This window comes from Paraburkholderia tropica, from assembly GCF_014171495.1.
Taxonomy (GTDB): Bacteria; Pseudomonadota; Gammaproteobacteria; order Burkholderiales; family Burkholderiaceae; genus Paraburkholderia; species Paraburkholderia tropica.
This window is the reverse complement of record NZ_CP049138.1, coordinates 32,482-59,239: the sequence shown is the minus strand read 5'-3', so window position 1 is coordinate 59,239 and position 26,758 is coordinate 32,482. Positions and strand designations below refer to the sequence as shown.

General features: G+C 58.3%; 18 protein-coding genes, 3 pseudogenes and 1 other annotated feature. Of the genes and pseudogenes, 11 read left to right on the top strand and 10 right to left on the bottom strand.

What is annotated here, in order from left to right; translation table 11 throughout:
• Nucleotides 1-195 precede the first annotated feature (195 nt).
• Together G5S35_RS37350 and G5S35_RS37345 are read right to left on the bottom strand one after the other, a co-directional pair.
• Nucleotides 196-1,170 (bottom strand): hypothetical protein, encoded by a 975-nt coding sequence (locus tag G5S35_RS37350; RefSeq protein WP_146230118.1) that lies wholly within the window; start codon nucleotides 1,168-1,170, stop codon nucleotides 196-198.
• A gap of 404 nt (nucleotides 1,171-1,574) precedes the next feature.
• Complete coding sequence (locus G5S35_RS37345; RefSeq protein ID WP_237182036.1) at nucleotides 1,575-2,579, bottom strand: spore germination YkwD domain-containing protein; 1,005 nt, start codon at nucleotides 2,577-2,579, stop codon at nucleotides 1,575-1,577.
• An 847-nt stretch (nucleotides 2,580-3,426) separates the two neighbouring features.
• Here G5S35_RS37345 and G5S35_RS37340 point away from each other — a divergent pair.
• From G5S35_RS37340 to G5S35_RS37325, 4 genes are all read left to right on the top strand, one after another.
• The gene (locus G5S35_RS37340) at nucleotides 3,427-5,181 is read left to right on the top strand and encodes an OmpA family protein (RefSeq protein WP_110330110.1); all 1,755 of its coding nucleotides are present in this window, start codon (nucleotides 3,427-3,429) and stop codon (nucleotides 5,179-5,181) included.
• Nucleotides 5,182-5,187: 6 nt separating this feature from the next.
• A complete protein-coding gene (locus G5S35_RS37335) occupies nucleotides 5,188-6,960 on the top strand; it encodes a hypothetical protein (protein ID WP_110330109.1) in 1,773 nt (590 codons plus the stop codon).
• Nucleotides 6,961-7,021: 61 nt separating this feature from the next.
• Nucleotides 7,022-7,885, top strand: coding sequence for a hypothetical protein (locus G5S35_RS37330; RefSeq protein ID WP_110330108.1), 864 nt, complete (start codon nucleotides 7,022-7,024; stop codon nucleotides 7,883-7,885).
• 408 nt (nucleotides 7,886-8,293) lie between these two features.
• Nucleotides 8,294-9,064 carry a hypothetical protein gene (locus G5S35_RS37325; protein ID WP_110330107.1) on the top strand — a complete coding sequence of 257 codons (771 nt, stop codon included), beginning with the start codon at nucleotides 8,294-8,296 and terminating at the stop codon, nucleotides 9,062-9,064.
• 35 nt (nucleotides 9,065-9,099) lie between these two features.
• Here the strand turns inward: G5S35_RS37325 and G5S35_RS37320 are convergent.
• Nucleotides 9,100-10,337, bottom strand: a protein-coding gene (locus G5S35_RS37320) for an IS3 family transposase (RefSeq protein WP_183040409.1) whose coding sequence is annotated in 2 segments (ribosomal slippage) — nucleotides 9,100-10,046 and nucleotides 10,046-10,337 — 1,239 coding nt in all. Because the reading frame shifts where the segments join, the coding sequence is not laid out codon by codon here.
• Nucleotides 9,940-10,056: a sequence feature (AL1L pseudoknot), on the bottom strand. (Overlaps the previous gene by 117 nt.)
• 417 nt (nucleotides 10,338-10,754) lie before the next feature.
• On the opposite strand from G5S35_RS37320, the gene G5S35_RS37315 reads away from it, so the two are divergent.
• Nucleotides 10,755-11,138, top strand: coding sequence for a hypothetical protein (locus G5S35_RS37315; RefSeq protein ID WP_183040816.1), 384 nt, complete (start codon nucleotides 10,755-10,757; stop codon nucleotides 11,136-11,138).
• A gap of 238 nt (nucleotides 11,139-11,376) precedes the next feature.
• Here the strand turns inward: G5S35_RS37315 and G5S35_RS37310 are convergent.
• Nucleotides 11,377-11,589, bottom strand: a pseudogene (locus G5S35_RS37310) (DDE-type integrase/transposase/recombinase); the annotation flags it as partial.
• 898 nt (nucleotides 11,590-12,487) lie between these two features.
• Nucleotides 12,488-13,026 (bottom strand): annotated as a pseudogene (locus G5S35_RS37305) (IS3 family transposase); the annotation flags it as partial.
• A gap of 207 nt (nucleotides 13,027-13,233) precedes the next feature.
• Here G5S35_RS37305 and G5S35_RS37300 point away from each other — a divergent pair.
• Nucleotides 13,234-14,357, top strand: a protein-coding gene (locus tag G5S35_RS37300) for an IS3 family transposase (RefSeq protein WP_202035068.1) whose coding sequence is annotated in 2 segments (ribosomal slippage) — nucleotides 13,234-13,492 and nucleotides 13,492-14,357 — 1,125 coding nt in all. Because the reading frame shifts where the segments join, the coding sequence is not laid out codon by codon here.
• Nucleotides 14,358-14,374: 17 nt separating this feature from the next.
• Here G5S35_RS37300 and G5S35_RS37295 read toward each other — a convergent pair.
• From G5S35_RS37295 to G5S35_RS37285, 3 genes are read right to left on the bottom strand one after another with little or no spacing between them, the layout of a single operon-like run.
• Nucleotides 14,375-15,025, bottom strand: a complete 651-nt coding sequence (locus tag G5S35_RS37295; RefSeq protein WP_146230157.1) for a hypothetical protein — start codon at nucleotides 15,023-15,025, stop codon at nucleotides 14,375-14,377.
• A 17-nt stretch (nucleotides 15,026-15,042) separates the two neighbouring features.
• A complete protein-coding gene (locus G5S35_RS37290) occupies nucleotides 15,043-17,421 on the bottom strand; it encodes a hypothetical protein (protein WP_146230158.1) in 2,379 nt (792 codons plus the stop codon).
• A gap of 29 nt (nucleotides 17,422-17,450) precedes the next feature.
• Nucleotides 17,451-19,970: a type VI secretion system Vgr family protein gene (locus tag G5S35_RS37285; RefSeq protein WP_110330105.1), complete on the bottom strand. Its 2,520-nt coding sequence runs from the start codon at nucleotides 19,968-19,970 to the stop codon at nucleotides 17,451-17,453.
• A 1,287-nt stretch (nucleotides 19,971-21,257) separates the two neighbouring features.
• On the opposite strand from G5S35_RS37285, the gene tnpA reads away from it, so the two are divergent.
• The 3 genes from tnpA to tnpC are packed head-to-tail and all read left to right on the top strand — an operon-like array spanning nucleotide 21,258 to nucleotide 23,673.
• Complete coding sequence (tnpA, locus tag G5S35_RS37280) at nucleotides 21,258-21,734, top strand: IS66-like element accessory protein TnpA (protein WP_176081444.1); 477 nt, start codon at nucleotides 21,258-21,260, stop codon at nucleotides 21,732-21,734.
• The gene (gene tnpB, locus G5S35_RS37275) at nucleotides 21,710-22,060 is read left to right on the top strand and encodes an IS66 family insertion sequence element accessory protein TnpB (protein WP_042298466.1); all 351 of its coding nucleotides are present in this window, start codon (nucleotides 21,710-21,712) and stop codon (nucleotides 22,058-22,060) included. Before tnpA ends, tnpB begins: the two co-directional genes overlap by 25 nt.
• Nucleotides 22,061-22,092: 32 nt before the next feature.
• The gene (gene tnpC / locus G5S35_RS37270; RefSeq protein ID WP_110329995.1) at nucleotides 22,093-23,673 is read left to right on the top strand and encodes an IS66 family transposase; all 1,581 of its coding nucleotides are present in this window, start codon (nucleotides 22,093-22,095) and stop codon (nucleotides 23,671-23,673) included.
• Here tnpC and G5S35_RS37265 read toward each other — a convergent pair.
• On the bottom strand, nucleotides 23,660-24,076 hold the full coding sequence (locus G5S35_RS37265; protein ID WP_202035047.1) for a hypothetical protein: 417 nt from the start codon (nucleotides 24,074-24,076) through the stop codon (nucleotides 23,660-23,662). The genes tnpC and G5S35_RS37265 overlap by 14 nt on opposite strands.
• A 132-nt stretch (nucleotides 24,077-24,208) precedes the next feature.
• Here G5S35_RS37265 and G5S35_RS37260 point away from each other — a divergent pair.
• Nucleotides 24,209-24,515, top strand: a pseudogene (locus tag G5S35_RS37260) (N-acetyl-gamma-glutamyl-phosphate reductase); the annotation flags it as partial.
• Nucleotides 24,516-24,543: 28 nt separating this feature from the next.
• Here G5S35_RS37260 and G5S35_RS37255 read toward each other — a convergent pair.
• Nucleotides 24,544-25,488 (bottom strand): AraC family transcriptional regulator, encoded by a 945-nt coding sequence (locus tag G5S35_RS37255; protein ID WP_110330000.1) that lies wholly within the window; start codon nucleotides 25,486-25,488, stop codon nucleotides 24,544-24,546.
• A gap of 61 nt (nucleotides 25,489-25,549) precedes the next feature.
• Here G5S35_RS37255 and G5S35_RS37250 point away from each other — a divergent pair, with 61 nt between their 5' ends.
• Nucleotides 25,550-26,509: an SDR family oxidoreductase gene (locus G5S35_RS37250; RefSeq protein ID WP_110329994.1), complete on the top strand. Its 960-nt coding sequence runs from the start codon at nucleotides 25,550-25,552 to the stop codon at nucleotides 26,507-26,509.
• The last annotated feature ends 249 nt before the right edge of the window (nucleotides 26,510-26,758 follow it).

Here is a 26,758-nt window from a genome sequence, read left to right as displayed (position 1 = left end):
TCATTAGGAGCCTTGACTAACCGATGCCGGTTGCATTTCTGCCGTATCTCATCGTCGGGCGAGCGATGTCTTACAGCTGATTGTGTCTTCGCGATTCGAGAAATGGACACTGGTAACTGCGCTCTTCGGCGCGTATAAGCCAGCAGACTAGCTTCGTATTAAGCTTTAGACTTTTGGATTCGCTCCAGACTCCCTCTAATTTTCCGTCGCCGGAAGTGTTACCAATTGCTCGACGCGCATCGACAATGAAGATTCTGTATTTGTGCTGTGCCATGCAGGTATGCTGTGTTCGGCATGATTTCCTCCTGAGTTCAGAAAGCCGAGCGCGTCGAAAGTGCCAAGAAACTGATCGTATCGTTTGACGTGAGTATTCTCCGCGATCACGCAGCCAAAGGTCATGATGTGAAGACGCTCAAGGCACTCATCAGGAAGGTCGGCGATTGCATTTCCGATGACCAGTGCACCTTTGCTATGACCGACCAATGTCGTGAAGTTGTTCGCTAGTCGCAGCAGGGCGTGGAGGACATCCGAGGAGCCACTTCCGCGGCGAAAGACCGGCACGCCTGTGCCTGGCGCCACGGCGTGTCCTGGTGTGGTCGCGAGAAGTTGGCGTCCTATTGTTGCGGCATCCGGTGCAACGCGAGCGAGTATGTCCTGGACCGGCTGTTTGATCCAGTAGCTGTACATCTCGAATCCAAACCATCCGCCGAGAGCTTGCTGCACGACATCCGCGAGTCCGTATCCAGGCACGATCGCAGCAACGGGCTGTTGAAAAGCGGTGGAGACATTCCACGCAAGGGCAGCTGAGCCGAGTGCAGAGCTTCCGACGCCGCTGACCGAGACGGCCTCAACACGATGGACACCACTCGCGAGCGCATCGACGAACGTCTGGAAATCGGTGAAGCGCAGGACGTGAGGTGCGTTGGCCGCGTTGACGATGAGAATTGAGCCTTCGGGGTTCAGCATTGCGCTGAGATTTGCTTGTTCTTGCACAGGTTGGTCGGCGGCTGCATCGGTCCAGTCAAGCTCTACACCGTCGCGCGCAAGCGTGCGGCTAAACGCTTGTACGTCATAGAAAGCAAAATCGAGCGCAGCATTTGCAAATCGCAATGCAGTAAGGGCCGGCACCATTTGTGCGCGCTGAACTTCGAAGTTGGCAAGCGGGGGCATGAAGTAATCCGCAATGCTGAGCATAGAATCGGGACCTCACGAAAAGGGTGCGTCTGCAGACCGCCTGCTGGGAACAGTCCGAGGGGATGAGCACTGTGTGCTCGAGTCGATTTAAGGCGAAGAGTCGGCCCACTTCCAGATGTCGCACATCCGGCTGTGTGCAGTAAGCCACATACTCGTGCAGTTGGTATGGGCGACGTAAAGAATCGTTCGTGGAGCCGAAGGAGTGCGACGGCCATGCGCCTCGCCAGAGGGCATTGCTTCACAACGCGAAACCCAGGTTGGAAAATTCACGCAAGATCCGCTTTCAGTCGTTTTTGCAGCACACGGTTCGCAGTGAGTCCCGAGCCTCGCTCGGACCTCGCCGGATGAGCGCTACTCTTGTCGACGAAGGTCCATGCAGGTTACTGCGTTGCGGCTTGTGTGACGACGTCGTTCATTTGAACCGGCACTGCGATCGTCGCGAATGACCATCGGACATCAAAGGGCGCATTGGCTACCCCGAATTGCTGTGTCAGGCGCCCGGTCGCGTGTGCAGTGTAGGTCGTGCCAGGACGCAACGGTGTGAAAGGCGTGCAAACAGCTGTATTCCGCCCTGTGTCTGCGCTTGTGAGCGGTGCGATCTGGCAGCTCACGGGCTTGCCGCGTCCGTCACGAAGCTCGAACTTCTCAAGCAGGATGTGTGCGTTGGTACCACCGGACACAGTCAGCGGATAGCCGAGCAGAGCGCCGCGATAGCGTGAATTTGGTCCCATCGGGTCGGGCTGCTCGATATTCTGCCATGAGAGCGGGGCGTCCTTCTGGCCATCATAGGGATAGACTACGAGTTCGGTATCGCCAATCGCGGGCTTGGGGTCCGCAAAGTCCACGACGGTGATTTGACTATCGCCCGACGCAACGGCTTCGCCGGCGCGTGCCCAGTCATAGAGCATGGCACCCCGGTGATACGGCGAATCGAATATCTCCTCAATCGGAAGCGCCGGAACGCGCTGACCTCCGTAGACAGCGAACACCTCACTCGCCCCCGTCGTCTCAGTGTGCTGACGCACCCGCGTTGTGACGTCTGTACCCGAGAATCCAGGAAGTCCCGCGCTCTCGTCGTGGCTGCTTGCGCGATTGACCTCCAGGTAGTGCGCGTGTGCAGCCGCGGCTTCAGCCACGAGCGGGTCGGCAGCGATCGCGCTCAGACCGAGTTCCGCGCGTCGCGCGTTCAGATAGCTGATCGCCGTGGGCACGGGATCAGCGGGCAGGATGGCGAGTGCAGCAGGACCCGGTGCCGTGTGAAGCGTAATGCGCGGGCCTGTATAGGGCTGCTCGGAGACTTGGGTTAGGGCCGGTTTGGTCGCGCATGCGTTGAGAAGGGTCAGGGCGGCAGCGAGCGGAATGGCCGCAAGTGTTCGGAAAAGCATCGCGAAGATCTGTTCTTTGTTGGTATGTTTGATCTCCTTATCGGCAAAATTCGTTTGAGGTTTAGAGAGTGGGGAGCCGCGTACTCGATCGCGATGCCCAGAATAGTTGCCAATTCGTGGTTACCAGCTGCCGGCCTGAATGGGGAAAGTGGTGATAGCTTGACGCGTAGTTGACTATGCAACGGTAAGGAGCGACTTGAATGCACCGCGAGCTAGCGAAGAGAGCATGCCGATTATCGATTTGTCGGCCGTTTGAATCAGCGTGCAAACGTTTTACATCGCAGAAAAATCCAATTTCGAAAATCTTGATCGCTGACTGGAAAAACGATTGAGACTGTCCAGTCTGAGCGGCTTGTGTTCGTGGACAAATCAGGTCGGCAAGACTTCACACGCCGGTTCGTGTGAGAAATCATCCGGCAGTCGGATTCGCACGCTGTCTTCCGTGTTTTCCTGATAAAGTTTGCGTCAATCAAAATGAATATACGAATTCGGGGAAAGAAGTGAAATCTATTCAATTCGCATAGGACGCTAGCGTTCGGTCGCGTTGGATCACGCGCGCCTCCTTCATAAAGGCGAATATTCGCTGTGATCGTTGTTCCGCACTCCGATAGCCGGTTCGCACGTACGCCGTCACTGTTATCGCGCTGCAATCGCGAGCGGGGCGTCATATTCGTTTAAACAATCACGCGGGTGCTGGACAAATTCGTCCAGCCCTCAAGAATGCACGCGCCATACCGATATAAGAAGGGTGACACTGTCACGATCGAATCGGAAGTTGTGATCGCAACCGTCTGGGAATTTGCGCGGTGCGACGGGGGACCACAGTGAAAAAGAGAACGTATACCGCATGAAACGATGCATATTGGTGGGCGTATCGACAACGGTGATTGCAGGTTGCGCGGTCAATCCGCAAACGGGGCAACCTGAGTTTTCTCCGGCCGTAAAGACAGAATTCAAGAGTGTTTTCGACAATCCCGACCCCTGTTCCAATAATGACCGCAACATCGCGGCAATCATTGGCGCGGGCGCAGGTGCCGTAGTTGGGCACTATCTTGGGAAGAATGTCGCGGCCACAGTGGCAGGAACCGGCATCGGTGCACTGGTCGGCCTGATGATTGGACACGCGATGGACGAGCGCCGTTGCAATCTCTATCACATTGCGCAGCAGTACCAGATGAAGCTCGCGAGTGCGCCAATCAAGGCCAGCAGCATTGACGCTGCAAATGGTCAGGGCGATGTAGTGGGGCTCGACGTGCAGATGGGCGGTGTCGATGATGAGTTCCTGCCCGGTACCGCCACGCTTACGCCGCGCGCGAAAGAGTATCTGGGCAAGGTGGCTGACCAGTACAACCCGAAAACGTTCGCGACATCGCTGGACGCGCAAACGCGTAATGCCCAGAACGCACGACAGACTGCGGTCGCACATTCCGCGAACCAGAACGCGGCGGCACAGCGCCAATTGCTGATCGTGGGTCATAGCGACGAACGCGACAACATGTCGGGTCCCGATCTCGCACGGCTTTCGGAAGCTCGAGCGAAAGCGGTTGCGGAAGTGTTTCGCCAGCATGGCGTGCCGGCCGCCAATATTGCATATCAAGGCGCGGGCGACTCGCTGCCGATCGCGCCGAACGGTACGGTCCAAGGCCGCAGCGACAACAACCGCGTCGAAGTCGTCGACGTGCCGAACCTCGATGCGTTGAAGGCGTATGCCAGCAACCGCTCCGCGAATCCCGCCAACTTCGCCGTCGCGCGTCAGGCTGACCCGGGAGCATCGGGTCAGGATGATTGGCGCACGAGGGACCTCGCACCTACCGGCGCAAGCCCGGCGACGCCCGCTTCGCTCGCGTCCAAGACGCCGACGACGCCGCAACCGGCGGCAGCGATTCGCAAGGTCACGCGCAAGAAGGCGGTGCGCGCAGAAACACCGTCGGCGGATCCTGCATCTAACAGCGCCAAAAGCGATGTGCCGGGTGCCCCAAGCGCGCAGGCAGTTGCATCCACAAGCGCACACCCAGCGAATCCAGTGGGGGCAGCGGGTGGTCTGGGCTTTGCAGGCAAGCCGCTCCCTGCGGCGGGTTATCAGGTCAATCTGGGGGCGTCCAGAGACAAGTCGTCGATGTTCAGTTTCATCACGGATGCGAATGCCGACACGCCGGTCATTATTGGTTCGTGTTTGCAGGACCGGCCGCACGCGAGCACGCTGATTCGCTCACTCGCGACCAACCAGCCCCTCAAGGTGGAGGATTCGCTGCCGGGCCTGTATGGCCAGCCGTGGTTCGGCAGCCAGGGCGACGCTGCTGTCGCGTTGTTGCGCGTCTATGTGCCGAGTGACGCGGCGGCGCCCGTACCACCCGTCACCGCCGAGATATACCGCCGGGAGGGCAGCGGTTATGCCGCCGCACCCATCGCGCGCTTCAGGGATGCACCGGTGAACGTTTACCGCGGCGCCGACGCGACGCTCTATCGCGTCTTCCTGCAAGGCTCGGCGCAATGCGTCGATCTGCGCGTGCCGACGAAGTCCGCTTCGGGCAGTGGTCTCGTCATCTATCCGTGGAACGACGCGGAATACAAGGCAGTCGTCAATTTCTCATCGAAGGGATAAGCCATCGTGCAACATGCCATCATCTCAGCGCTGTCTTCGCTGCCGTTCCTCGTCTCCGTGACGGTGGCAACGATTCTGGCGGCCTTTTTCTTCTGGCTTCGTGCCGACAGCTTCCGTTTCACTGCGTTCGCTTATAAACGCTGGTGGGCATTCGGGAACGACCATCGCGCCGAATTCCAGCGTCTCACGAAAGAGAGCGGCGATTCGACGGTGAACGACGGGCTCGTCCAGGCCGAGCTTACGCTGTGCACGACCTTCAAGTCGGTCATCTCGGGATCGAGCAACACGGAAGTGACGGCGGGCCAGTTCGGCCGCGCGAAGAACTATCTGAAAATTACACAGCAGACCGATATCCATCCGCCTTCGATGATGGCGCGCGTTGGCCTGTTCGTGCTGATTCTCGCTGAGTCCGTGGGTACGGGCTATGTGCTCGCGCCGTGGATGTCCACTGAAATCACACCGTCTCAGGCGAACCTCGCGGCGGGCGTACTGGCGCTAGCGGTCGCGATCGTGCTTGCGCTGCTCACGCACACGACGGGCGCGGAAATGGCGAAGTTCTCGCACTTTCGCAAGCGCCACGGTTCGGAAGGTCTCGAAGTGCGTATCGATCTCGGCGACGACCAGGATCAGGACGCCTACTACATCGACCCGAATACGAACACTGTGCGTCAGAATCCGCTGCCGCGCCGCTTTGCCAACCGGGTGGACGATCCAGGCGTCAAAGGCCCGATCCTGCTGGTCGTATCGGGCGCGATCATCATTGCGATCATGGTGGCGATCTACGTGATCCGCGTGAATGGCGTGGAAAGCGAAGCAACGCGCCAGATTGTCTCGATGGAGACGAATGGCGTTCAGGGCGGGGGCGACGCGAGTCCGTTCGATTCAGCGGGCACTTCGTCGGCATTGCCGCCGAGCGTCGCCCAGGCGCAGCAGGCGAGCCGCAAGGACGTCGCAGAAAGCCTTGGCGGCAACTACAAGGTTCAGGGTATCGCGGCTTCTCTGATGCTCGCGCTGATTTATCTCGTCACGCAGTTCACGGCTTTTATTGTTGCATTCAAATCGACGTTTAGCGGGCAGGGCGAAGCGGCGTACGACTTCACGCGCAACCAGCCGTCGTTCGAAACGTTCCGCGCACGCTTTCTCCAGCCGAGGATCGCGCGTGCCGAAAGTTTTCTCACGCAGTTGCGGGAGGCTCGCAAGAAAGGCAATCACCGCACCGGTACGCTGACGTTCGAGGCGTTCCTCAAGCACGGCGAGCAACGCGAAGAGCAGGCGCGCGACAACGTGATCGACAGGGTCGCCGCCGACGTGGCCACGGGTAAGAGCGAAGGCGAGCGCGAATTGCGCTACGAGCTCGCATTGAAGAACCATAACTTCTCGTCGGGCGAGCAGGATCAGGTGATCAAGGCGTATCAAGCCGCCATCCTGCGTACCGATGGCATTCGTAGCAAGCCGGCGGCAACGCGCCCGCTCGCACAGACGCTGGACACAACGCTCATACGTGTGCAGGCCGATGAGCGGGCGGCGCTGCAGGAGGCGCAGGCGACGATCGAGGCGGCGCGCGCGCGCCCCACTTCGCCTGTGGAGGAGGCGGCGGACATCAACGCGCTTGCACAGGCGTTCGCGGCGTTGCCCGACAATCTCGCGAAGGGCGAGTTCCTCGAGAAACAGGCGTCTACGCTTTCCAGCGATGACTTTGCCCAGTTGAGCGATGAAATCAAACGCCGAAAGCGGCTTGCGAAAACGACTGAGAAGTTCAGCGACCTGCTGGACGACTGAGCCTCCTGAATGATCGCCGTGGCACCTTTCCCGGGCGCCGCGGCAAACCGACTGACTGCACATGAAGATTTTCAAGACACTAGGCAAGGCCGTTGCGCTGGCCGCGCTCAACGTTGCCACTGCGGCGCACGCAGGACTCGTCAACGATGTGCCGAGCTGCTATGGTGCGTTCCATCTCGCGGCCGCGCCACAGCAGCCGGCGCGTGTGGTGTACGTTCTCATCGATCAAACCGTGCTGCTCGATCAGTCGCTCCAGCAATCGGTGCTCGACAACGTGGATCGTATGATCCAGCCGGGTGCGAAGTTCGTGATCGCTGAATTTTCCGCGTTTTCCCAGGCTCATTACCTCAAGGTGCTTCATACCGGTTACGTCGAACAACCGCTGCCCGATGACGCCTACAACACGCTGCCGATCACAAAGGCACCGCAGATCAAGGCCTGCTTCGGCCAGCAACTCGCGTTCGCGCGCAAGATGGCAGCGTCGACCACGCGGCAGGCAATGGCAGAATCGACTTCGACACTCAACGCTTCTGAAATCATGGCGGCGCTTGGCGAGCTGGGGCCGGCCGTGCGTAACGATGCAGCGTCGGACAAGGTGCTGTTCGTCGTAACTGACGGACTGGAGAACTCGCGCGCCTCGTCGTTCTATGCGCATGGTGGTGTGCGCGATATCAACCCATCGACGGAGCTTGCGAAGGCACGCACGAATGGCATGTTCGCGGATCTCGGTGGAGCGAAGGTCTATGTGCTTGGCGGCGCGATGATGCCGCCCGCGACCAGTGGTACGCAGGCGCAGCGCGATGGCTATCGTGATTCGAAGACCGTCCACGATCTGCGTGATTTCTGGCAGGGATATTTTGAGTCGTCGCACGCACATCTGGTTGAGTTCGGCGCGCCGAGCCTTGTCACGCCGGTTTCGTACTGAATAGGGATAGAGCGCGAAACGGCTGGGCATATTGAACTGCGAACGGAGATACGGACGGAACCGAAATCAGATTAGGGCGGAGGGGCATGGATTGGGACGGATGCAGGTCTGCTCGTCACGAGCTGGTACCCGCTTTTCTTGGATCGGCCGTTTGGGCACCAAGGGACCTTGCGCTTACTTCGTGCCGCTGCGGAGATGTCGACAGGGTATTTAAAAGGGTTTCGAATAGCTTCGACGGGGATGCCTATCTCACTCGGGTCTTAAGTGATCTCGGTCATCTGCGGGCAGAGTGCAGAAACGCCGTTGAGGCGGCGATCTCCGATACAAGGTCGACATGGTAGACCGGTCTCCGAGTGTAGGTTTGAAGCCCGTTATCGCAGACACCGAATAAGTCAACCAAACGATTCAATGACCACCGAGCACTGGCGTTTCAACTCAAGCATCCCTTGGCATTACTTCTCGTCGGCTGTTTATGAGAGTGTGCTGGCGAGAGAGTCGACCAATCAATTTCAGAAATATCATCATCTACGCTCGTGTACCTACTTTTCTGTTTGCTGCTTCGAGGCGTTCCTCAACGCGATGATGCGAGAGAAGCTCGGGCAAGATGGTTTAGCTGAAGGGAATATCCTCAAAAAACTTCGTTTTGGTAAGCTTGCCGAGAAACTTCAGCAGTGGCCGTCAGAGGTCAGTGGGAAACAGATAGAGATTCCCAGTCATTTGCTTGATGTGTTCAACACTTTCCAGTCCTTGCGCAACGAAGTGACGCACGCGAAAACACGTGACCACTCCGTTTATGTCGAGCTCGACCGGCTTCGCCCCGACCAAATCATCGACGCATTGGCCCGCGTGATGGTAATGGTGTATGAAGCGAAGGGGTGTGCTTTCCCGTACTGGCTACTGGGCTGGAATTTCGTGGGCGTGGGTGGAGATCCCGGTCACCCACTTGAGAGTACAAATTTGAACGGCTTCGTTCATTCGCTCAGAAGCCTCGGAATTGGCTTCAACAACTATGGGTCAGACTTCGCTTGGGAAAAGAAGGCTATGACATCCATCAAAGGATACGAGGAGCTGAAGCGCATCCTGTCTCAAGTGCAAGTGGATATAGAACCAAAGAGCGATAGATTCCCGTTCAAACCACGCCTGACTAGGCGATGGTGGGACGTCGAGGTTGTGCGCTAGATGAACCGAGCCGGGAATCGTGGAGGCTATTGGGTTTAAGTTAAAGCAGGCGCATCCGCAGTATTTCTGAGTTGCCTGTAGTAGTTTGCCTCAGCTTCAGCGGGCGGGATATAGCCGAGCGGTTCCATCAGTCGATGATGATTGAACCAGGCCACCCATTGCAGCGTTGCCAGTTCGACGGATTCCTTCGTTTTCCACGGGGCGCGCCGATGAATCAGTTCCGTCTTGTACAGGCCGTTAATCGTTTCAGCCAGCGCGTTGTCATAGCTATCGCCACGGCTGCCGACCGAAGGCTCGATGCCCGCTTCGGCCAGACGTTCGCTGTAGCGAATGCTGACGTATTGGGACCCCCTGTCGGAATGGTGTATCAATGTCCCGTTCTCGCCTGGTTGCCGCGCATACAGCGCCTGTTCAAGTGCGTCCAGAACGAAGTCCGTGGTCATCGACGAACTGACTCGCCAGCCAACGATACGGCGAGCAAACACGTCGATCACGAACGCCACGTAAAGCCAGCCTTGCCATGTCGAAACGTACGTGAAGTCCGAAACCCAGAGCTGATTCGGCCGCTGCGCCTTGAATTGCCGGTTGACTCGGTCCAGCGGACGCGGTGCGCTTTTGTCGGCAATCGTGGTGCGAATGCGCTTGCCGCGAACCGCACCACGCAGACCTTGCAGCTTCATCAGCCGACCGACCGTGCAGCGCGCGACCACAATGCCCTCGCGATTCATCTGCTTCCAGACCTTCGGCACACCATAGACCTGCATGTTGGCCTGCCAGACACGCCTGATCTCGGGTTGCAGAATCTCATCTCGTTTCGCGCGGGCGCAGCGTCTGGACGGATCGCGAAGCTGTGCCGCATGGCGTCGGTAGCCCGACGGGGCAATCCGCAAGACCTTGCAGATCGGCTCGACCCCAAAGGTGTCGCGATACTGATCGACGAAGGCCTTCAGGACTTGAAACGGCGGTCGAGCTCCGCCTGGGCGAAAAACGCGCTCGCGACCTTGAGAATCTCGTTGGCACGACGCAATTCCTTGACCTCGCGCTCCAGGGCCTTCAGCCGTTCGCGTTCGTCGGTGCTCACGCCATCACGCTCACCCTGGTCAACCTGGTCACGCTTGACCCATTCGTGCAGCGTCTGCGGCGTACAGCCGATCATCGGTGCAATCGATTCGACCGCCGCCCACATCGACGGATGTTCGCTACGTTGCTCGCGCACCAGACGCACTGCGCGCTCGCGGACTTCCGGGGAAAACTTGGTTGCCTTCTTGTTCATGGCTCCATTCTCTCAAGAGTTGGAGCCTCCACCAAACCCGGCTCGGTTCACGGGCGTCTGCACCGGGCAGCAATGTGAAGCGGAGGTTTGGCTTTTGTCGCCCGAGGCATACCCACACACTTTTTGGCTCGGTCGACGCGTTGAAGTAGCTGAGGGTTCAAAAGTTGTGGGCGTTGCAGATGTCCTGAAAATAGTGAATCCGCTGCTCGAATTGAGCACAGATGGCTGAGTGCTTCGGTGTCGAGAGACACGCTCCACAAACGGCTTCAGTTGACCGCATCGGGCGCCAGTCGGCGGCGGATTCAACCGGTCGTTCGACAGACCGGCGCGAATCGTCGTCAATTTTCGAGTCTTCAACGACACTTTCTACCTAATCCCGCCTGCTAGACTGGCGCGCGCCACCTGAATTCTCACTCCATGAATTCTCTCAAACAAAACCGTCCGCTGTCTGTGTCAGAAATGTCGCTCGCTCGTTGGATGCTTGAGCACGGCGAGCCGACGGCGCGAGAGTTTCTTGAACAACTCGCAGTTGCGGAGGTGACGCCGTGTCGCTGCTCCTGCGGCTGTGGATCCATCAATTTCCAAATGAAGGGCCGCGAACCCACCCCACCAGGCGTACACATTCTCGGGGACTTTATGTTCGGTCCGGACGATGCACCGGCCGGGATCTTCATTTTCGAGAGCGCAGGTTTGTTAAGTGGTATCGAGGTTTACGGACTCGCCAGCGATGCTCCGGCAGAACTGCCCCGACAAGATGCGCTTCGGCCGCTTGCCCCTGATCGCAGTGAGTCGGGTCGCTAGCACATTTGTATCGAGCGCACACAGGAGATCATCCTCGCGCTTGGTCGTCGGGCTATGGTCGGCCATAACCGCTCAGTCGAGATAGACTTCCTGTTTTGAGCCAAGCCGTGGAAAAATGGAAAAGCCATCAATGGAATCTGCCGTTACGCTTCGCCAAGCGTATCTCGTCATGTTCGAATTTCTTGAGCTTCAATGGACGCGGCTCGGCAAGCCCGATGAATTAGGAGGGCTTCTCGGCAACCTTGAATCCGGCGGCCAGCGCCCGGTATGCCCGGCTTGCATATTGCGCCCCTCTGTCGGAGTGTAATAGCAGTCCCGGTACCGGTTTGCGTTGCCAGCACGCACTGCGCAGTGCCTGGCAAACCAGCTCGGCGTCGATCCGTTCGGACATTGACCAGCCCACTATGCGTCGACTTCCCAGATCCAGAATCGCCGCCAGATACAGCCAGCCTGTGCGACACGTGTCGCCGTCCGCCGGACGTAAATCGGCAATGTAGTGGATGGCAAAGTCTGTTTCTGTCTTGTCACGCGCGGCTCGCCGTGCCGTGACCTGCTGTACGACCAGCAGTTGCCTACCTAGACGTGCGTGACTGGTAACGGTCGTGTGCGAAGCTCCAGGGACAACGTACTCGTCGAGAGACGTCACCAGTGGCGACAGTGGTGATGACGCTGCAAGCCGCACTGCGGCGTGGAGACCAGGCAAGTTCCGCATGCGCAACAGATGTGAACCGTTGATAAACCTCGTCATGTATGACGGGCCGAAGCGGCTTGCAGGCCCGAGCCAAAAGGCACGCAGCTGGATGCTCCTTTGGGTTGTAGGAGTACGTCGTCGCAACGCTGCCGGGGAAAAGACGGGCGCTAAACGGACAGGCACGCCGCGGGGTGAGGTTGCGCCCGTGTTGCGGGTCGGCAGGAACGGGAACGTGGTAAGCCCGATTGTCCGCCTACGTCGATGTGCTGGCTATGGCAGGTGACTCGCAAGGGAAGCTGTTGGACAAGCGGGTATGAGAACGCGGAAAAAGCGAATGCCGGGCTGTAATCGCCCGGATAGGGGTTCAAACTTTGCCTTGGCCTGAAAAGGTGCAGACTTCCGCGTGGTGCAGTTGTCGCAGGTCCACGTTTGAGATTCATCGAGGGGAAGCTTGTGAGAGACCGGTATCACTACGGTTCAGCGCCCTTCATCTCAGCGATGAGGCGAATCAACAATGGGATGCTTGCGAAGGGCTCGTGCAGTGGGCGAGACCGGCGTCATTGCGACGTTTCATGCTGTGCTCGAGCCGTATGCGGGGAAAGCTCGCACGTACGGTTCTTCGGGGGCCGCGTTTCCGCAAGGAAACGTGGCTACCCAATTCGCCGGTCCTGACAAACGTGATGTCGCTGACCCACGCGCGATCAGGCTGCCAGCCATCGAAACGACGATCGAGCAGGTTCGGCGCTACGGGAAGGCTGTGCGTCGAGTCCGTCGTGACCCGCCAGGCACGCCTGTAGACCGGGCGCAAGCCTTGACGCTGCAAGCTACGCCGCACGCGCTCTTCGCTCGCCGGCCGACCTTGGGCTCGCAATTGCCGCACGATACGCGGGCGGCCATACGTGCCACGATGCTTGTGGTGGATGGCGGCTACTTCCGCATCAAGGGCCGCGGTCGCCTGTGCTCTCGCGCTGGGTGGACGAACGCGCCACTGGCAATATCCGCTGCGCGAAACTCACAGAATCTGGCAGAGCCGGGTGACACTATACTGGTCGCGGTGATCGTCGATCCATGCGTACCTCACCGCGACCGCTTCGCGAAGTACGCCGTCGCTTTTGAGAGAATTTCGATATCGAGTTTCGCGCTGGCCAACTCTTTACGCAGCCGGCTGTTCTCTGCCTCCAGCTCGCTGATCGGGCGCGTAACACGTACAGCGCTCACGTCACGACCACTCGTCTCGACACCGCCTTCGGAACCGCAGCTACGCCGGCTCCAGTTCCCTAACGTCGCCACTGGCACCCCGAGCCTGCGCGCAGCTTCATGCTGCCCGTTTGAATTTGCGATCATGACCTGCTCCCCGAGATTAGTACGCTGACAGTGTAGAGTCCGTTCCAACAAGGAGCGGTCATGAAGAAGCGGTTCACCGAAGAACAGATTATTGGTGTGCTGAAGGAAGGCGAGGCAGGCCTGAAGCCAGCGGAACTGTGCCGCAAACACGGCATCTCCGAGGCGACCTACTACAACTGGAAAGCGAAATTCGGCGGCATGACGGTTTCCGACGCACAGCGCCTGAAGGAGTTGGAGCAGGAGAACAACAAGCTCAAGCGTCTGTTGGCCGAATCGATGCTCGACAACTCTGCGTTGAAGGACCTGCTGTCGCGAAAATAGCAAGCCCGCAGGCCAAACGCGAGGCGGTCCAGATATTGATGACCGAACGCGCCATGGGTGTCACCCGGGCCTGCGGGCTGGTAGGGATTTCTCGTTCGCTGTTTCAATATGAATCGCGCCGCAAAGTCGCCGACGAAGAGCTGACTGGCCGGATGATGGTCATCGCGGCGCAAAAGCGTCGCTATGGCTATCGCCGGATTCACGTACTGTTACGACGCGAGGGCCGGCTGGCAAACCATAAGCGCGTCTGGCGGCTGTACAGCAAGGCGGGGCTGAGTGTGCGCAAGCGCAGACGCAAGCGCATTGCTGCTGTCGAGCGCAAACCACTGCCGGTGCCCACGGGGCCGAACCAGAGTTGGTCTATGGACTTCGTCAGCGACGGGCTGGCCTATGGTCGGCGCTTTCGTTGCCTGAACGTGGTCGACGATTACACGCGTGAGTGCCTGGCTATCGAGGTCGATACCTCGCTGCCGGGCCTGCGGGTTAAGCAGGTGCTTGACCGATTACGGGAGATGCGAGGCTTACCAGCTTCCATCACGGTGGACAACGGTCCGGAGTTCGCTGGTAAGGTGCTGGATGCATGGGCTTACGAAGTCGGTGTCACGCTCTCGTTCATCCGGCCCGGCAAGCCCGTGGAAAACGCCTACATTGAGAGCTTCAACGGGCGATTCCGTGATGAATGTTTGAACGAGCATTGGTTCGTTTCCATGCGCCACGCCAGGCGTTTGATTGAGGAATGGCGTGTGGAATACAACATCGAGCGGCCACACAGTTCGCTCGGCTATCTTGCGCCGGTGCAGTTTGCGCAGGCGCATGCGGCGAAGGAATCTTTAACCTCGGACTCTAACTGTGCTTCGCACTAAAACCGGGGGCAGGTCAATCAGTCGATTTTTGTTGGCACCGCACATTTGAATGCATTCGCTGGCAAATGGAGGCTCTCCAAGACACTTCTCGCATTCGAGTCGTTGATCGTTGGCACGCCTGCTGCCTTTGTCAAACTGACGGATGCATCAGGTACGTAGCAAAACGAGCGGTTCGGTGCATCATAAGCAAGTACGCGCCAAACCATAGTTTTGGGCTGACTCGCATAGACTGTCGGGTAAAGCACCAGTTGCGACGCTCCGCTGTTATACCCGTCGACGATCAACGGCCGCTTGAAGCCGATGCAGTCGTCGTCATGCCCGACATCGAGGGATATCGGGGCCATTTTTATAGGCGTTACGTAGTCACTGTCAGCCTTATAGATCAGCACATCACAATGGCCCGACCGCAACGGATGATTGTCCGCGTTTCCGTTGAGAACCGGCAGCAACCATGCCTTTGTTTCCCCTGATTTGAAGGACACGATACCCGCAGATTTAACATCGAACGCCTGATCGCCCCCTCGGTTAGTGTAGACGACGCTAATCGACTGTTCGATCAGATCAGTGATCTCCAGCTTGTCGTGCTTCACGTTTGGACCGATAGCCCAGCAAGCCGAAGTGAAAGTTACAAGCGCCGTGGCGGTGAACCAAGCAATTCGATGTTTCATGGAAAGGTTATATCTGGTTAGGGGCGTTGAGGCGTATAGTCCACTGTGACTTCAGACGTCACGCTGCCGTGATGTGGATTAAACGTCGCAGTCTTCGTCTCGCTCGTATCGTCGCTCAGGAAGCGCGCAACATAGTGCGCGTAGCCCTGACGCTCGAAGAAACCGAAACCTCCGCCGTTAACAAGCACCGAGACACGGCCGATGGTCTGCTCCGTAACCCCGTGGTCGCAAACGCTGTTGATATCGTAGGTGCCGTCGTGGTGCTTTGACACCCAATAGTATCCACCGCTATCCGCGGCATTGTATGGGTCCGATGCGATGATGTCTGGATCGTAGCGAGGGTACCACTGCTTCTCGGTTCCATGATCGGCCGGATTGGCCCAATAGTGCAGCGACGTCCGTGTAATGCGCGAGTCCGAATAGACGCCAGATGCATTGTCAGGCAGTGCGCCCGCCGTGCGGAAATCGCGGTAATCGTCGTAATTACCAGCCCACGTGAGCTGCATGGAACCACGACCAAAAAACACCTGATAGTACTGCATTGCAGGGGTTGGCCAATGTCCGTGGCTATTCTTGTGCCCGCGGCCAAGCTCCCGCATGGTGTCGAGGCGCGCTGTCTCAATGAAGGTTTGTGCAAGATAATGCGTCTGCCGGTTCGGTGTCACGATACCGTACTTGCGAAACGCCTGATTGAACGCGCGCACGTAGGGCGTCCAGCGCGAAACCGAGGCATCCCACGCAATATTCACGTGATCGTGACGTGCTGGCATGCCCGCATACGAAGAGCGCGGAAGCAATTGTGCCATTTCGTTGAGCGAGCGCCAGCCGCAGCGGCGCATGTGCTGGATAAAGCCAAACGGATGGAAATGCCACACCTGCGGATCGGTTAGCCCGGTGTTCGTCCAGTCGGCCGGTTGCCCCCAAAATTGCAGTTTGCGAAAAAACGCGAGTTGTTTGTCGTAATCGGCGTCTTTACCGTAAAAAGGGCCGTCAACACCCGGCCCGAGTCCGTCCTTTTGCTTGAGGCGTGCGTAACGCTGCTCATTGTCCGAACCGTCCCATTCTGTGCGGAAACGACAGACCAGATGGCGTAGACGCTCACGTATCGACGCATTTTCCGGTGCAGAAATAAACGTTGAAAAATCCTGTGTTGCTGCATCGCCGGTGTCACCAGGTTTGACAGCCAACCCCATGAGTGTCCGCAGGCTCGGTACATCGCAGATGCCATCGGCGAAGAAAGCGCCATCAGATTCTGCGATTTTTTGCCAGCCGAGCCACGAGGGAAAATCCGCATCGGATAGTTTCTTAATGCCGTCGGCTGCTAGATTGATGTATCCGGTTTTGCCTGCATCCCACGTAATCAGGGTATGCAGTTGCCTGTCGGCTGCTGCAAGTAGCTGCTTGTCCGGGCCAATCGCACGACCAAAGCGCAGCACCTCGTAACCCGCACTAGGGCAGCTTCGGTAAAGCTTTTTGGCAAGCGGATACAGCGCGTATTCAAAGTTCTTGTCGACCGCACCCCGAATGTCTGTCAACAGCGTGGGCGCAAGCGTGCCGCCATTGTCACGCCACACGGTCGTGTATTTGTCGCCGCCGCGGTAACCAATGCGAACGAAGAGACGCGCACTGGTCGTGCCCGCCTCACCGGTGGGAAACACGTGTCCGGCAATTTTGTGATGCGCATCCGCGTGTGGCGCTGAAGCGAGAACAGAGGTGCCCGCAGGAACCACGAAATAACTATCGCCCCAGACACCTATATTCCCAGTCGCGGCTCCCTGTGCATCCACGACGGTACTGAGGCTGTCAACAAAGAACGCGTTTAAGTCCGCATTCGTAGTGAAAATCTCGAAGTGAATCATGCGCCGACCGCCAGCGCTTAGGCCGGGAAACCCGAGAATGTCCTTCCTGTAAATCTTGGTCTCTCCATCGACCTTGATGCTTTGTGCGTCCGAGCCGTCGCCGGTAGCACTTCGTAGCGGCAAAGGACGAGCGGCATCCTGCCGTCCCTCGCTTCGCAGTTCGGCATCGTTCATCAAATGCATATACAGGGAATAAAAAACAACCTTATTGCAGCCTTCACCCTGTTCAGCCTCTGCAGTTTCAGTCTCATGACGCAGCAGTACAAAACTGTTGTCAACGCCTGTTTCCGGAGCGCTCCCCGGCGGAGCAACCTTTCCGGATGCCATGCGATAGGCCACAAGCGTACCGTCTGCTATCGCACGCACCGGCTCGTGGTTGCCCGGATCGCACAAGTGAATTCCGCCATGCCATACGGATTGAAGACTGGCGGGATAAACACCCGAGTCGAGCATTTCAAGATTGAATATGCGTGCCTCCCAAGCCTCATCGTTTTCCGATACCTGCCGAGGCGGGAGAAAGGGGTAGCTAATCAGCATATTGGTGTATGTCGGTGATAACGCCGATCTTATTCGGAGAACGGCCAGTGGGAGCTAGAGAGTGATTGCGGAAAATCAGGGTACGCATACGGCATCTGCGTCGGCCCGGCAAACGAATGCTGTGCTCCCTTGATATCGATCTTGCCCGGCGCATGAATCTCGATGTTGCCGTCCTTGATCCGGAGATACGCGCCACCTGACGTCAGCAGGATTTCCTGCTTCGCAGCTACCTCGACATTCTCTGTCGCCGACAGGACCTTTACCGTCTTCTGGGCAGTAAGTTCGATGTTGTCAGAGTGCGCCTGTACTTCGACTTTCCCCTTCGCTGCAAACAGCTTCATCCCGGCGTTCTGCACGAACAGGCTGATCTTCTCCGCCACGCTCGCCACAAGCGACTTGCCGCTCGCGATAAACGTGCTCTGTCCGCTCAAGAGATTGGTCTGCCGGTCGCTCGCGATGTGTACCGACTGCTGCGTCGAGAGCGCGATGCCGGACGGGCTGGCAACCAGCATCACAGGCTCCTTGAGCGCGTTTGCGCTGCCGGTGCCGCCGCCCGCAGTGTTGCCGCCCGACTGTGAGCCCTGTACGCTGCTCTGCGTTGCGTCGGTGAAGCTCTTCAGCGCATCGTGACCGGGACCGAGACTTTCCGCCTGATGCTGCTGGCTTGCCTGCGACAGCGCCTCAATCGTACTTTCGGCGCTGATGAGCTGCTGCTGCGCTTCGCGCACGTCCATCTGCTGGCTGTTCACCTGCTTAGGATGCGTCGTGATGTACATTCCTTGCGCGGCGCTCACCGCACCGTAGGAATCCGTCGTCAGCGCAAATCCGGAGCCCAGATATGATCCGCGCGTGTTCCCGCTCTGGTCGATCAGGTAGCCCAGGTGGAGTTGGCTATTCGCCGTACTGCTGAACAACCTTGCGCGATTCTGTCCCGTTGCATCGTCCAGCACCATTTCGTTATAGCCGGAGCCCGAGTACTCCTTCGACCGGTAACCCGACAGGATGCCGTTGCTGTGCCATTGCGGTTGCACGCTTCCGTTGTAGACGCGATGGAGAACGATAGGTCTGTCGCAGTCTCCACCGATGTACCCGATCAGCACTTCCTCGCCAACACGCGGAACGTGGACGCTCCCATAGCCGCCACCCGTGTCCGACTGAGCCACCCGCACCCAGCACGACGCGCCCGCATCCCCCGGATTCAGGCGGTCCCAGATGAACATTACCTTCACCCGGTTCAGTGCGTCCGTGTAGACCTCTTCGCCGGACGGCCCGACGACGATGGCCGTCTCCAGGTGCATCTCCGGCTTTTTGTGTTCGAACGGGCTGCGGTACGGGACCGTCACGCGCTGTGCCTCGACCTCAACCAGATAAAACCCGGTTGAACCGTCGGCGGCGGCCACGGTGTCTCCCGCGTGCCCGGCCTTGGCCTGCGCCAGTTCATTTTGCAGGCTATGCGGGAAGCTCGCTTCCTGAGCCGACAGCGGCAGGTTGTTCTCGATGTACCTGCGCACCCCGATCGCCGCGAATTCGCGCTGGCTGGCCTGATCGCGGTCGTGCTCCGGATGGCCGCTCAGTTCGAAGCGTCGTCCCGCATCGATGCCACGAACGCCGCCAACTGCGAAGAACCGCTTTGCGCGCGACTCCCACTCTTCCAGATGAATCTTCGACAGATGCTCGCCGCGATCCTGGGTGAGGTACGTATACGCGCCGGTATATTCATAGACTTCGGTCTGCTCGGGCAAGTCACCCTGGCCCGCCATTGTCGGTAGTGATGTGCCTTTGGGATTGACGGCAGAGGAAGGGGCCTTGTAGTCGAACGTGCGCGTCGCATACGACGTACTCTGAAGCGTCCGGGCACCCGACCAGTGCGTAAATGCATCCGTTTCGCTGCCGGTGCCTGCCCGGTAAAACTTCACTGGATTCGGCGATACTTCATCGAGCGAATAGATGTCGTCGGTCACGACCAGCGTATGTGATTTGCCGTCTTCGCTATGACGCCAGGCGCCGTACAGGCCTTCCTCCTCCATCAGCCGATGGACAAAATTCCAGTCAGTTTCGCTCTGACGGCAATACGAGCGTTTGGGCAAGGGCTTGGACAGGGCAAACTGGAATTGCCCCCGGGCCTGCGGGTGCTGGTTGAAGATGTCGGTGATGATGGCGTCCGGGGTTTGATCCTGCCAGTACCGCATGTCGCTGCGGAATCGCAGGAAGTGCATCCAGGACGCATAAATCAACTGGTAACTGGACAGGCTGCCGTCTCCGCCAAGTCTGCGCGCCGTATGGATGTATCCATTGACCGGAAGGTAAGACTTGTCCGCCTGCTGAATCCACAGCGTCATCGGCTGCGCGATGAGCTTCTTGAGTTCGATGTCGCTGGCCGTGGAGACCATGTCGAGCGTGACGCGGAAGTCCCGGCCCAGCCCGCAATGCGTCACCGCCCGGCGGGGCACAAGCGCATTGTCCGGTAACGCGTGAATCTCCGTCTTGATCAGGCGGTCCTGCTGGATCAGGCCGCCGCGGATCGCGTCAGCCAGGTCGGTCATGTCCATGCTTTATCTATCTTCTTCGATGCACTTGCGCTTGCAACGGCTTGCGCGCTTATAGGTTCGGCAACGCGATTGAGTCGCCGCAACGTCAGCCAGTCGTCGCCTACTGGCTTGTCGAGCTTGGTGAGACGTGAACTTGCGCGTAGCCGGTGTTCAGCGCCTTGTCCAATGTCTGGAAAGCCATGCGTCACCCCGTACAAGCGTAAATCGCGCTCCCGGTCGCCGCGAACACAAATGGCCGGAACCGCGTGTCTCAATCGTTGAAAAAGGAAAAATTGACCGGAGAATCTGTTCGTCGGTAAATAAGGCTAAACAGCGAACATAATCCTTCCTGATAGCGCCGAGATAATATCAAAATCGAAACTGCATGGCTGCGACGCGATGATGATTTTTAACGGTAACGTTGCAGACACATCCAGTTTATGCATGACGCATTCAATCAATGCGTGCCGAAAGGGCGAGAATAGGGATATTGAACTCGTCCCTGTTGATTTGCACGGAATCCTGACCCGGCCTCGGAAGTTCCACTTAAAACTTTCACAAGACTGTCCGAATGAGCGAGGCCACCTCTTTACCGTTGCGGTTCTGGCAATGTGGGCACTGATGAAAGGGTTTCTGATTGTAAAGCTCCTTTTCCGGCGACGTTGGGCAAAAAACGTGTTGTCCGCGATAGCAGTCTTAATGTTCACAGTGATCTTCTGGACGCACTCGATGCACCCGGAGAACGAGTCGTTGAGTCTGCGCAATAATTTGCATCGCCGAAGTCGTGGCCGTAGTACTTCTATCTACGCCACGAAGCGCGGCCTGGTTTCGATTTAGGGCATAGGCTCCGATACGATTTCGGAAATTGAACGTCTGCTTTGTAGAAAGTCGATCGTCCGAAGCGGGTCGCACGCGGACTCTCGCCTCAACTCGACGCGCGTCCGCGTCATGCATTGCGCATTAGGCGGCACCCGGCCATGAGCGGTCAGTCGACGTGCGCGTCTAAATCGTCGACAATCCGTCAACCGTTCAACCGCCGTCACCCACGGGGAGGGGGCGGGACACGCTCCTCGGACAAGGAGAGCCTTGTCTAGCGGAGCAATTGTAAATTTTGAAAACAACGCATGATGCGCAATGTAATGGCAGTTGGCTTGTTTGCGTGGCTCTTGGCCGGGTGTGCAACTCAACCTCCGGGTCAGGCACTGGCATCCCGAATGAATGTAAGCGGTCTATAAACCACGCCCTTCCCATGCACGGCTGATTCACAGAGGCTACGTGTCCATGTTCAACCAACGTGGACAGGTGTACATGAGCGAACAGGAAGAACGGTTGCAGGGCCGTCTGGTCGTTGGTTCCAAGCGCGACGGACGGCGCAAATACGACGAGAGCGCGAAGCGCGAGCTGATACAGCAATGTCTCAAGCCGGGCGTATCGATCGCGCGCACTGCAATGGACCACGGTATCAACCCGAATCTCGTGCGGACCTGGATTTCGCAGTACCAGCGCGAGCAGGGCCGCGCCGGAGTTGCCGGGCTCGCGAGTGAGCCCGGCAGTCTGGCCCCGACCGAGATCGCTACCGTCGCACCGTCGGATGAGCCGGTGTTCGTCCAGCTCGAGACTCCTTTACTGTCGTCGGCCCCAGTCAAACCAACCGCGACGTACCTGTTGAACGTTGTATTGCCAAACGGCGTTCGTCTCGAGGTTGGGCCGGCAGCCGTGGAAGAACTGGAGAGGGTCGTCCAGATGCTCGGGAGGCTGCCGTGTTCCGGTTCGACGAAGGGTTGAAGGTGTATCTGTATCGCGAGCCGGTCGACTTCCGTATCGGTATCAACGGACTGTCGATCCTGGTCGAGCAGTCGATGCGCCTTAATCCGATGGCCTCGGCACTGTTCGTATTCGGCAACCGGCGCCGCGATCGCATCAAGATACTCGGCTGGGGCGGCAACGGATTCTGGTTGCTGCTCAAGCGACTCGAGGCGGATCGCTTCACCTGGCCATCGGGCACCGAGACTATCTCTCTGACGGTCGAGCAATTGCACTGGTTGCTCGACGGCATCGATCTGGCTCTTATCCAGAAGCACCCACGCCGGTTTTACGAACGGATCGGCTGAACGCCCGGCGCATCTGGACGGTCTAACTGGCCATGCCGAACGACATCGTCACACTCAGTGCCGAAGAGTATCAGGCGCTACTCGCCGAGCGCGACGCACTGCGTGGCGAGCTTCGGCTGGCGAAGGCTGAGCGCGACCTGGCAGAGGAGCGCCTACGTGCCTATAAACACGAGTTGTTCGGCGCGTCGAGCGAGGCTCGCGCGACTGATCAACTCGGCCTGTTTAACGAGGCCGAAGCACTCGGTACTGACGCCGCGCCCGCACGTGAGGATGAACCCGCCACGCAGGTTGCCGGGCACACGCGCGGCAAGCGCGGACGCAAACCGCTCGATCCGCATCTGCCGCGCGAGATCGTGCGGCACGAATTGCCCGAGTCGGAGCGCTTCTGCGCGCACGACGGCCATGCGCTGGTTGAGATCGGTGTGGAGACCAGCGAGCAGCTCGACGTGATTCCCGAACAGGTACGCGTCGTCCAGCATCAACGGGTGAAGTACGCGTGTCCCTGCTGTGACCTCGGCATCAAGGTCACGCCAGCACCGGCAAGAATTATCCCTCGCGGGCTGCTCACGGAATCGGCGCTCGCATGGATCATCACCGGCAAGTACCAGTACGGCATGCCGCTGTATCGCCAGGCAACCCTGCTGCGCCGCTTCGGCGGCGACATCTCGTCGAACACTCTGGCGGCCAGCGTTGTTCGCGTTGGTCTTGCCGCGCAGCCCGTGATCAACCTGATGCGCGATGTGCTGCTCGACTCGGAACTCATCTACGGCGACGAGACGACCTTCCAGGTGTTGAAGGAGCCGGGACGGCGACCTCAATCGAAGAGCTATCTGTGGGCGCAAGTCAACGGCTCGGGACCGCCCGTTAGGATGTTCTCGTACTCGCCGGGGCGTGGCGCCCAGCATGCGCAGCGGCTCTATGCGGGCGTGAAGCCTGGTACCGTGTTGATGACCGACGGCTATGAGCTATACAACGGCATCGCTCGTGATCACCGGCTCGTGCATCTCGGTTGCTGGGCGCACGTGCGTCGCGGATTCATCAAGGCGGAAGAGACCGTGCCGAAGGCCGCGCGCACGCCGGACCTGCTGGCTACACGGTTCGTCGGGCTGATTGGAAAGCTGTTCGCTGTCGAGGCGCGCGCAGCGAAGTGGACAGCGCAACGTCGGCAGCGGCTGCGTGCTCGCTACAGTAGTCGCGTGCTCGCCGTCATCGAGCACACGATGGTCAGGCAACTGCCGACGATCGTGCCGTCGAGTTTGCTTGGCAAGGCTCTCCAGTACATGCGTGGTCAGTGGTGCAAGCTGGCCCGCTACGTCGAGAACGGAAACTGGCCCATATCGAACAACCTGTGCGAGAACGCCATCAGGCCGTTCGTCATCGGAAGGAAGGGATGGCTGTTTGCCGACACCATTTCCGGCGCACAGGCCAGCGCCAACCTGTACTCGCTCGTCGAGACCTGCAAGGCGAATGGTATTGAGCCGTATCGGTATCTGGTTTGGCTGTTCGCAAAGTTGCCGCTCGCTGCAACCGTTGACGACTACGCCGCACTGCTGCCATGGAGCACGCCGCAAATGCCTCTCGCAATTGCAACCGCAGAAACTACTGCAACGTAAACGCTGCCGCTGGACTCCGCGCCGATAGCCCTCGAACTGCGAACGGCGCGAGGCACAACACAACAGCAAGAAATCCAACCTGTGCCAGATAGAATGGAGCCAACCACTGATCGTGCATTGCCACGTAGTAGGTATTGTGCAGCACGTCGCTTGCGATGATGACTACCGTGAGGCGCACGCCGGCGCGTGGTTTGAGAAATAAAAGCACTGCGGCCAACGGATCGAGCAACGCCAAAGCATCCCAGTAGGCCTTACTGAGCGGCGAGATTGCGGCTTCATAGCCATAGTCCCAGAGCAATCCATGCTGAATGATCGCTGTGAGATGATTGAACGTTGCACCGAGTAGGCACAGCGCGAAAACGTTCGGATTGCGATTGATGCCCGACGCATTATGGATGCCCACGAAGACGTATCTCTCGGCAGCTTACCAGACACCTGCTTAGGCAAAGTTCGCCGTACGGATCGGCAAGGTACGTTTCAAAGGTGCTCGGAAGCAGTGGACGCTGCGCTAACGATGGGTGTCATAGAAAGACCGCTTACGCACAAACAGACGCCCGAGATCGAGCAACACGCCGGGCTCGCGCAGCGTCCTGTTTTTGTCTCTGCATACGGCGCGTTCCGCGCAGGGCATTTTGCCAACGGTGCCGCTGGAGTCACGCCAGCTTGCATCTGGCGCATTGAAGCATCTGGATCCGCAGATGCTGAGCGGTACGAACGATATGAACCTGTGCGTCTTCGAAAACACTGAACATGGGCAGGTCCTGCTAGCTGCAGTTGTCGACAATCTCGGCAAAGGCGCATCGGGTGTTGCTGTTCAGAACTTGATGCTGGATCACGGATAGTGAACGATGGGTTGACCTGTTGCGGAGATCACGCCCGGTGGCCGTATTGGCGAGGGGTGCATCCCATCTCTCTTTTAAATGCGAATACGAACGCACTTTCCGATTCGTATCCCAGCGAGAGCGCAATTGTAGCGACGGAGTCGGCTGATTCCTCAAGACGATTTGCCGCGAGAAGCATGCGCCAGCGGGTAAGGTATTCCATCACCGAGACCCCCACTTTCTCCTTAAAACGGAGGGCAAACGCAGAGCGTGACATACCCACATTCTCCGCGAGAGATTGAATGCTCCATCGAAAACCGGGACGTTCGTGCATGGCGGTGATTGCCGTCCTGATCTGTTTGTCAGCTAGTGCAAAAAGCCAGCCCGTTCCATTTCCAGCCTCATGAGCGAGGTGTAGGCGCAGAATCTCAATGAGCAATATCTCGGCGAGGTGCTCACTTACCAGAATGCTGCCGGGCTGCGGATTTCGAAGCAGCGACATCATTCGCTCCAGATAGCCTTGCAATGCGATCCGATCGTGGTCATCACGAATATGTACGATTGACGGAAGCACCCCGAGCAGGAAGTCGGCGAACTCTTTCTTGAAAGTGAATAGCGCACTGAAGACCTGACAACTCCCGCCACCTTGCCATGAAATGATTTGGCCATTCAGCGGCGCTGCAATCACCGATTCGATACTCACGGGCGTGGTCGAGAGGTCGTTTGTCAGGGTGAAAGCGCGACCGTGTGGCAGCGCGATGAAATCGCCCTCTCGGAGCGCGATGGGCTCTCCATTGCTCTCCATGACGAGCCAGCACGTCCCGGACACCAGCGAGAAGCAACGAAATAATCCATCTGCATTGAAAGAGAATGCCCAGTTTCCACCAGCATCCAGCCCTCCTGACATCAGACCCTGCGTGTTAAGCAGTGACAGAACATCAGACAACGGGTCGGAACCAGATTTGGACGATCTAGATATTAAAACGGATTTCATAGCGTAGATTGTACTGACTCGATCCCGTAGCATCAATTCCATCAATCAGGAGGAAGGTGCGATGCGGATTTTTGTGACGGGAGCGAGTGGTGCTATCGGTTTTGCGGTCGTGAAGGAGCTTCTGGCGTCCGGGCACGAGGTCGTGGGCCTTACGCGATCGGACGAGTCCGGCGAGAAACTCCGCCGTGCGGGGGCGCAGGTGACGGTGGGAACCATCGAAAATATCGATCTCCTCCGGCAGGCGGCATCCGGGTCGGATGGCGTCATTCATACGGCCTTCTATCACCGCATTGCTCACATACCATTTTCTACGCGCCTTGGTGTTTTACTCGGCGGGACGCCAGGCCAGATTGCTCAGCGATTTATGAAAGCCGCCGTCAAAGCGGACCGCCGCGCGATCGAGGTGTTCGGCAACACGCTGATGGGCTCGAGTCGGCCATTGGTTGTGCCCTTCGCGTCTCTCGCGTTGCATCAAGGTCAACTGGCTACGGAAGATCAGTCCTATGATCCTCAGTTTTACGCCGCTGCGCGCGCAAGAACGGAAGACACTCTGAAGGCGTTTGCTTCGCGCGGCGTGAGAACATCGGCAATTCGTTTGCCGCCTACCGTCCACAGTCCGGAGCGGGCAGGTCTCGCTACGACGCTGGTGGAAATTGCGCGTAAGAAGAAGGAATCAGCCTATCAGGGCGAAGGAAAAAATCATTGGCCGTCGGTCCATCGTGATGACGCTGCTCATTTGTTTCGCCTCGCCCTCGAAAAGGGCGAAGCCGGCGGAACGTATCACGCTGTAGCGGAGGAAGGGATTCCATTTCGTGACATCGCTCAGTTGATTGGCGAGCGTTTGAACGTACCCGTCGTCGGCAAGTCGCCAATACTGGCAACGAAACACTTTGGTTTTCTGGCACCGTTCATAGGTATCGACAATCCTGTCTCCAGTGCCCGAACCCGCGCAATACTCGGATGGGAGCCCGGTCGCGCTTCGCTGTTTGCTGACTTGAGACGGCGAACGCTGGTCGACTGAACGATGCTCTCCAAGCCATCCCGAATTGTCAATGAACTATAGGTCTATGGCGAACGGCCGGATGTGTCCACCTCCCGTCTGGTGCGCTTTGCAGAAACCGCGGCGCATCGAAGTAGGGCGATCGCATGAGTGCGACTCCTACTGCCGGCACTCTTTAGGACGGCATTGAAGGTCAGAGCCGTCCCTATTAACGGCTACGAGCTAACCCTTGCACGGATCCAACCTTCAGTCGTCACGACCGATCCACGC

Coding starts and splice junctions, on each gene's coding strand:
- G5S35_RS37350 (WP_146230118.1), bottom strand. CDS start 1,170: ATGCCCCCGCTTGCCAACTTCGAAGTTCAGCGCGCACAAATGGTGCCG.
- G5S35_RS37345 (WP_237182036.1), bottom strand. CDS start 2,579: ATGCTTTTCCGAACACTTGCGGCCATTCCGCTCGCTGCCGCCCTGACC.
- G5S35_RS37340 (WP_110330110.1), top strand. CDS start 3,427: ATGAAACGATGCATATTGGTGGGCGTATCGACAACGGTGATTGCAGGT.
- G5S35_RS37330 (WP_110330108.1), top strand. CDS start 7,022: ATGAAGATTTTCAAGACACTAGGCAAGGCCGTTGCGCTGGCCGCGCTC.
- G5S35_RS37325 (WP_110330107.1), top strand. CDS start 8,294: ATGACCACCGAGCACTGGCGTTTCAACTCAAGCATCCCTTGGCATTAC.
- G5S35_RS37315 (WP_183040816.1), top strand. CDS start 10,755: ATGAATTCTCTCAAACAAAACCGTCCGCTGTCTGTGTCAGAAATGTCG.
- G5S35_RS37295 (WP_146230157.1), bottom strand. CDS start 15,025: ATGAAACATCGAATTGCTTGGTTCACCGCCACGGCGCTTGTAACTTTC.
- G5S35_RS37290 (WP_146230158.1), bottom strand. CDS start 17,421: ATGCTGATTAGCTACCCCTTTCTCCCGCCTCGGCAGGTATCGGAAAAC.
- G5S35_RS37285 (WP_110330105.1), bottom strand. CDS start 19,970: ATGGACATGACCGACCTGGCTGACGCGATCCGCGGCGGCCTGATCCAG.
- tnpA (WP_176081444.1), top strand. CDS start 21,258: ATGAGCGAACAGGAAGAACGGTTGCAGGGCCGTCTGGTCGTTGGTTCC.
- tnpC (WP_110329995.1), top strand. CDS start 22,093: ATGCCGAACGACATCGTCACACTCAGTGCCGAAGAGTATCAGGCGCTA.
- G5S35_RS37255 (WP_110330000.1), bottom strand. CDS start 25,488: ATGAAATCCGTTTTAATATCTAGATCGTCCAAATCTGGTTCCGACCCG.
- G5S35_RS37250 (WP_110329994.1), top strand. CDS start 25,550: ATGCGGATTTTTGTGACGGGAGCGAGTGGTGCTATCGGTTTTGCGGTC.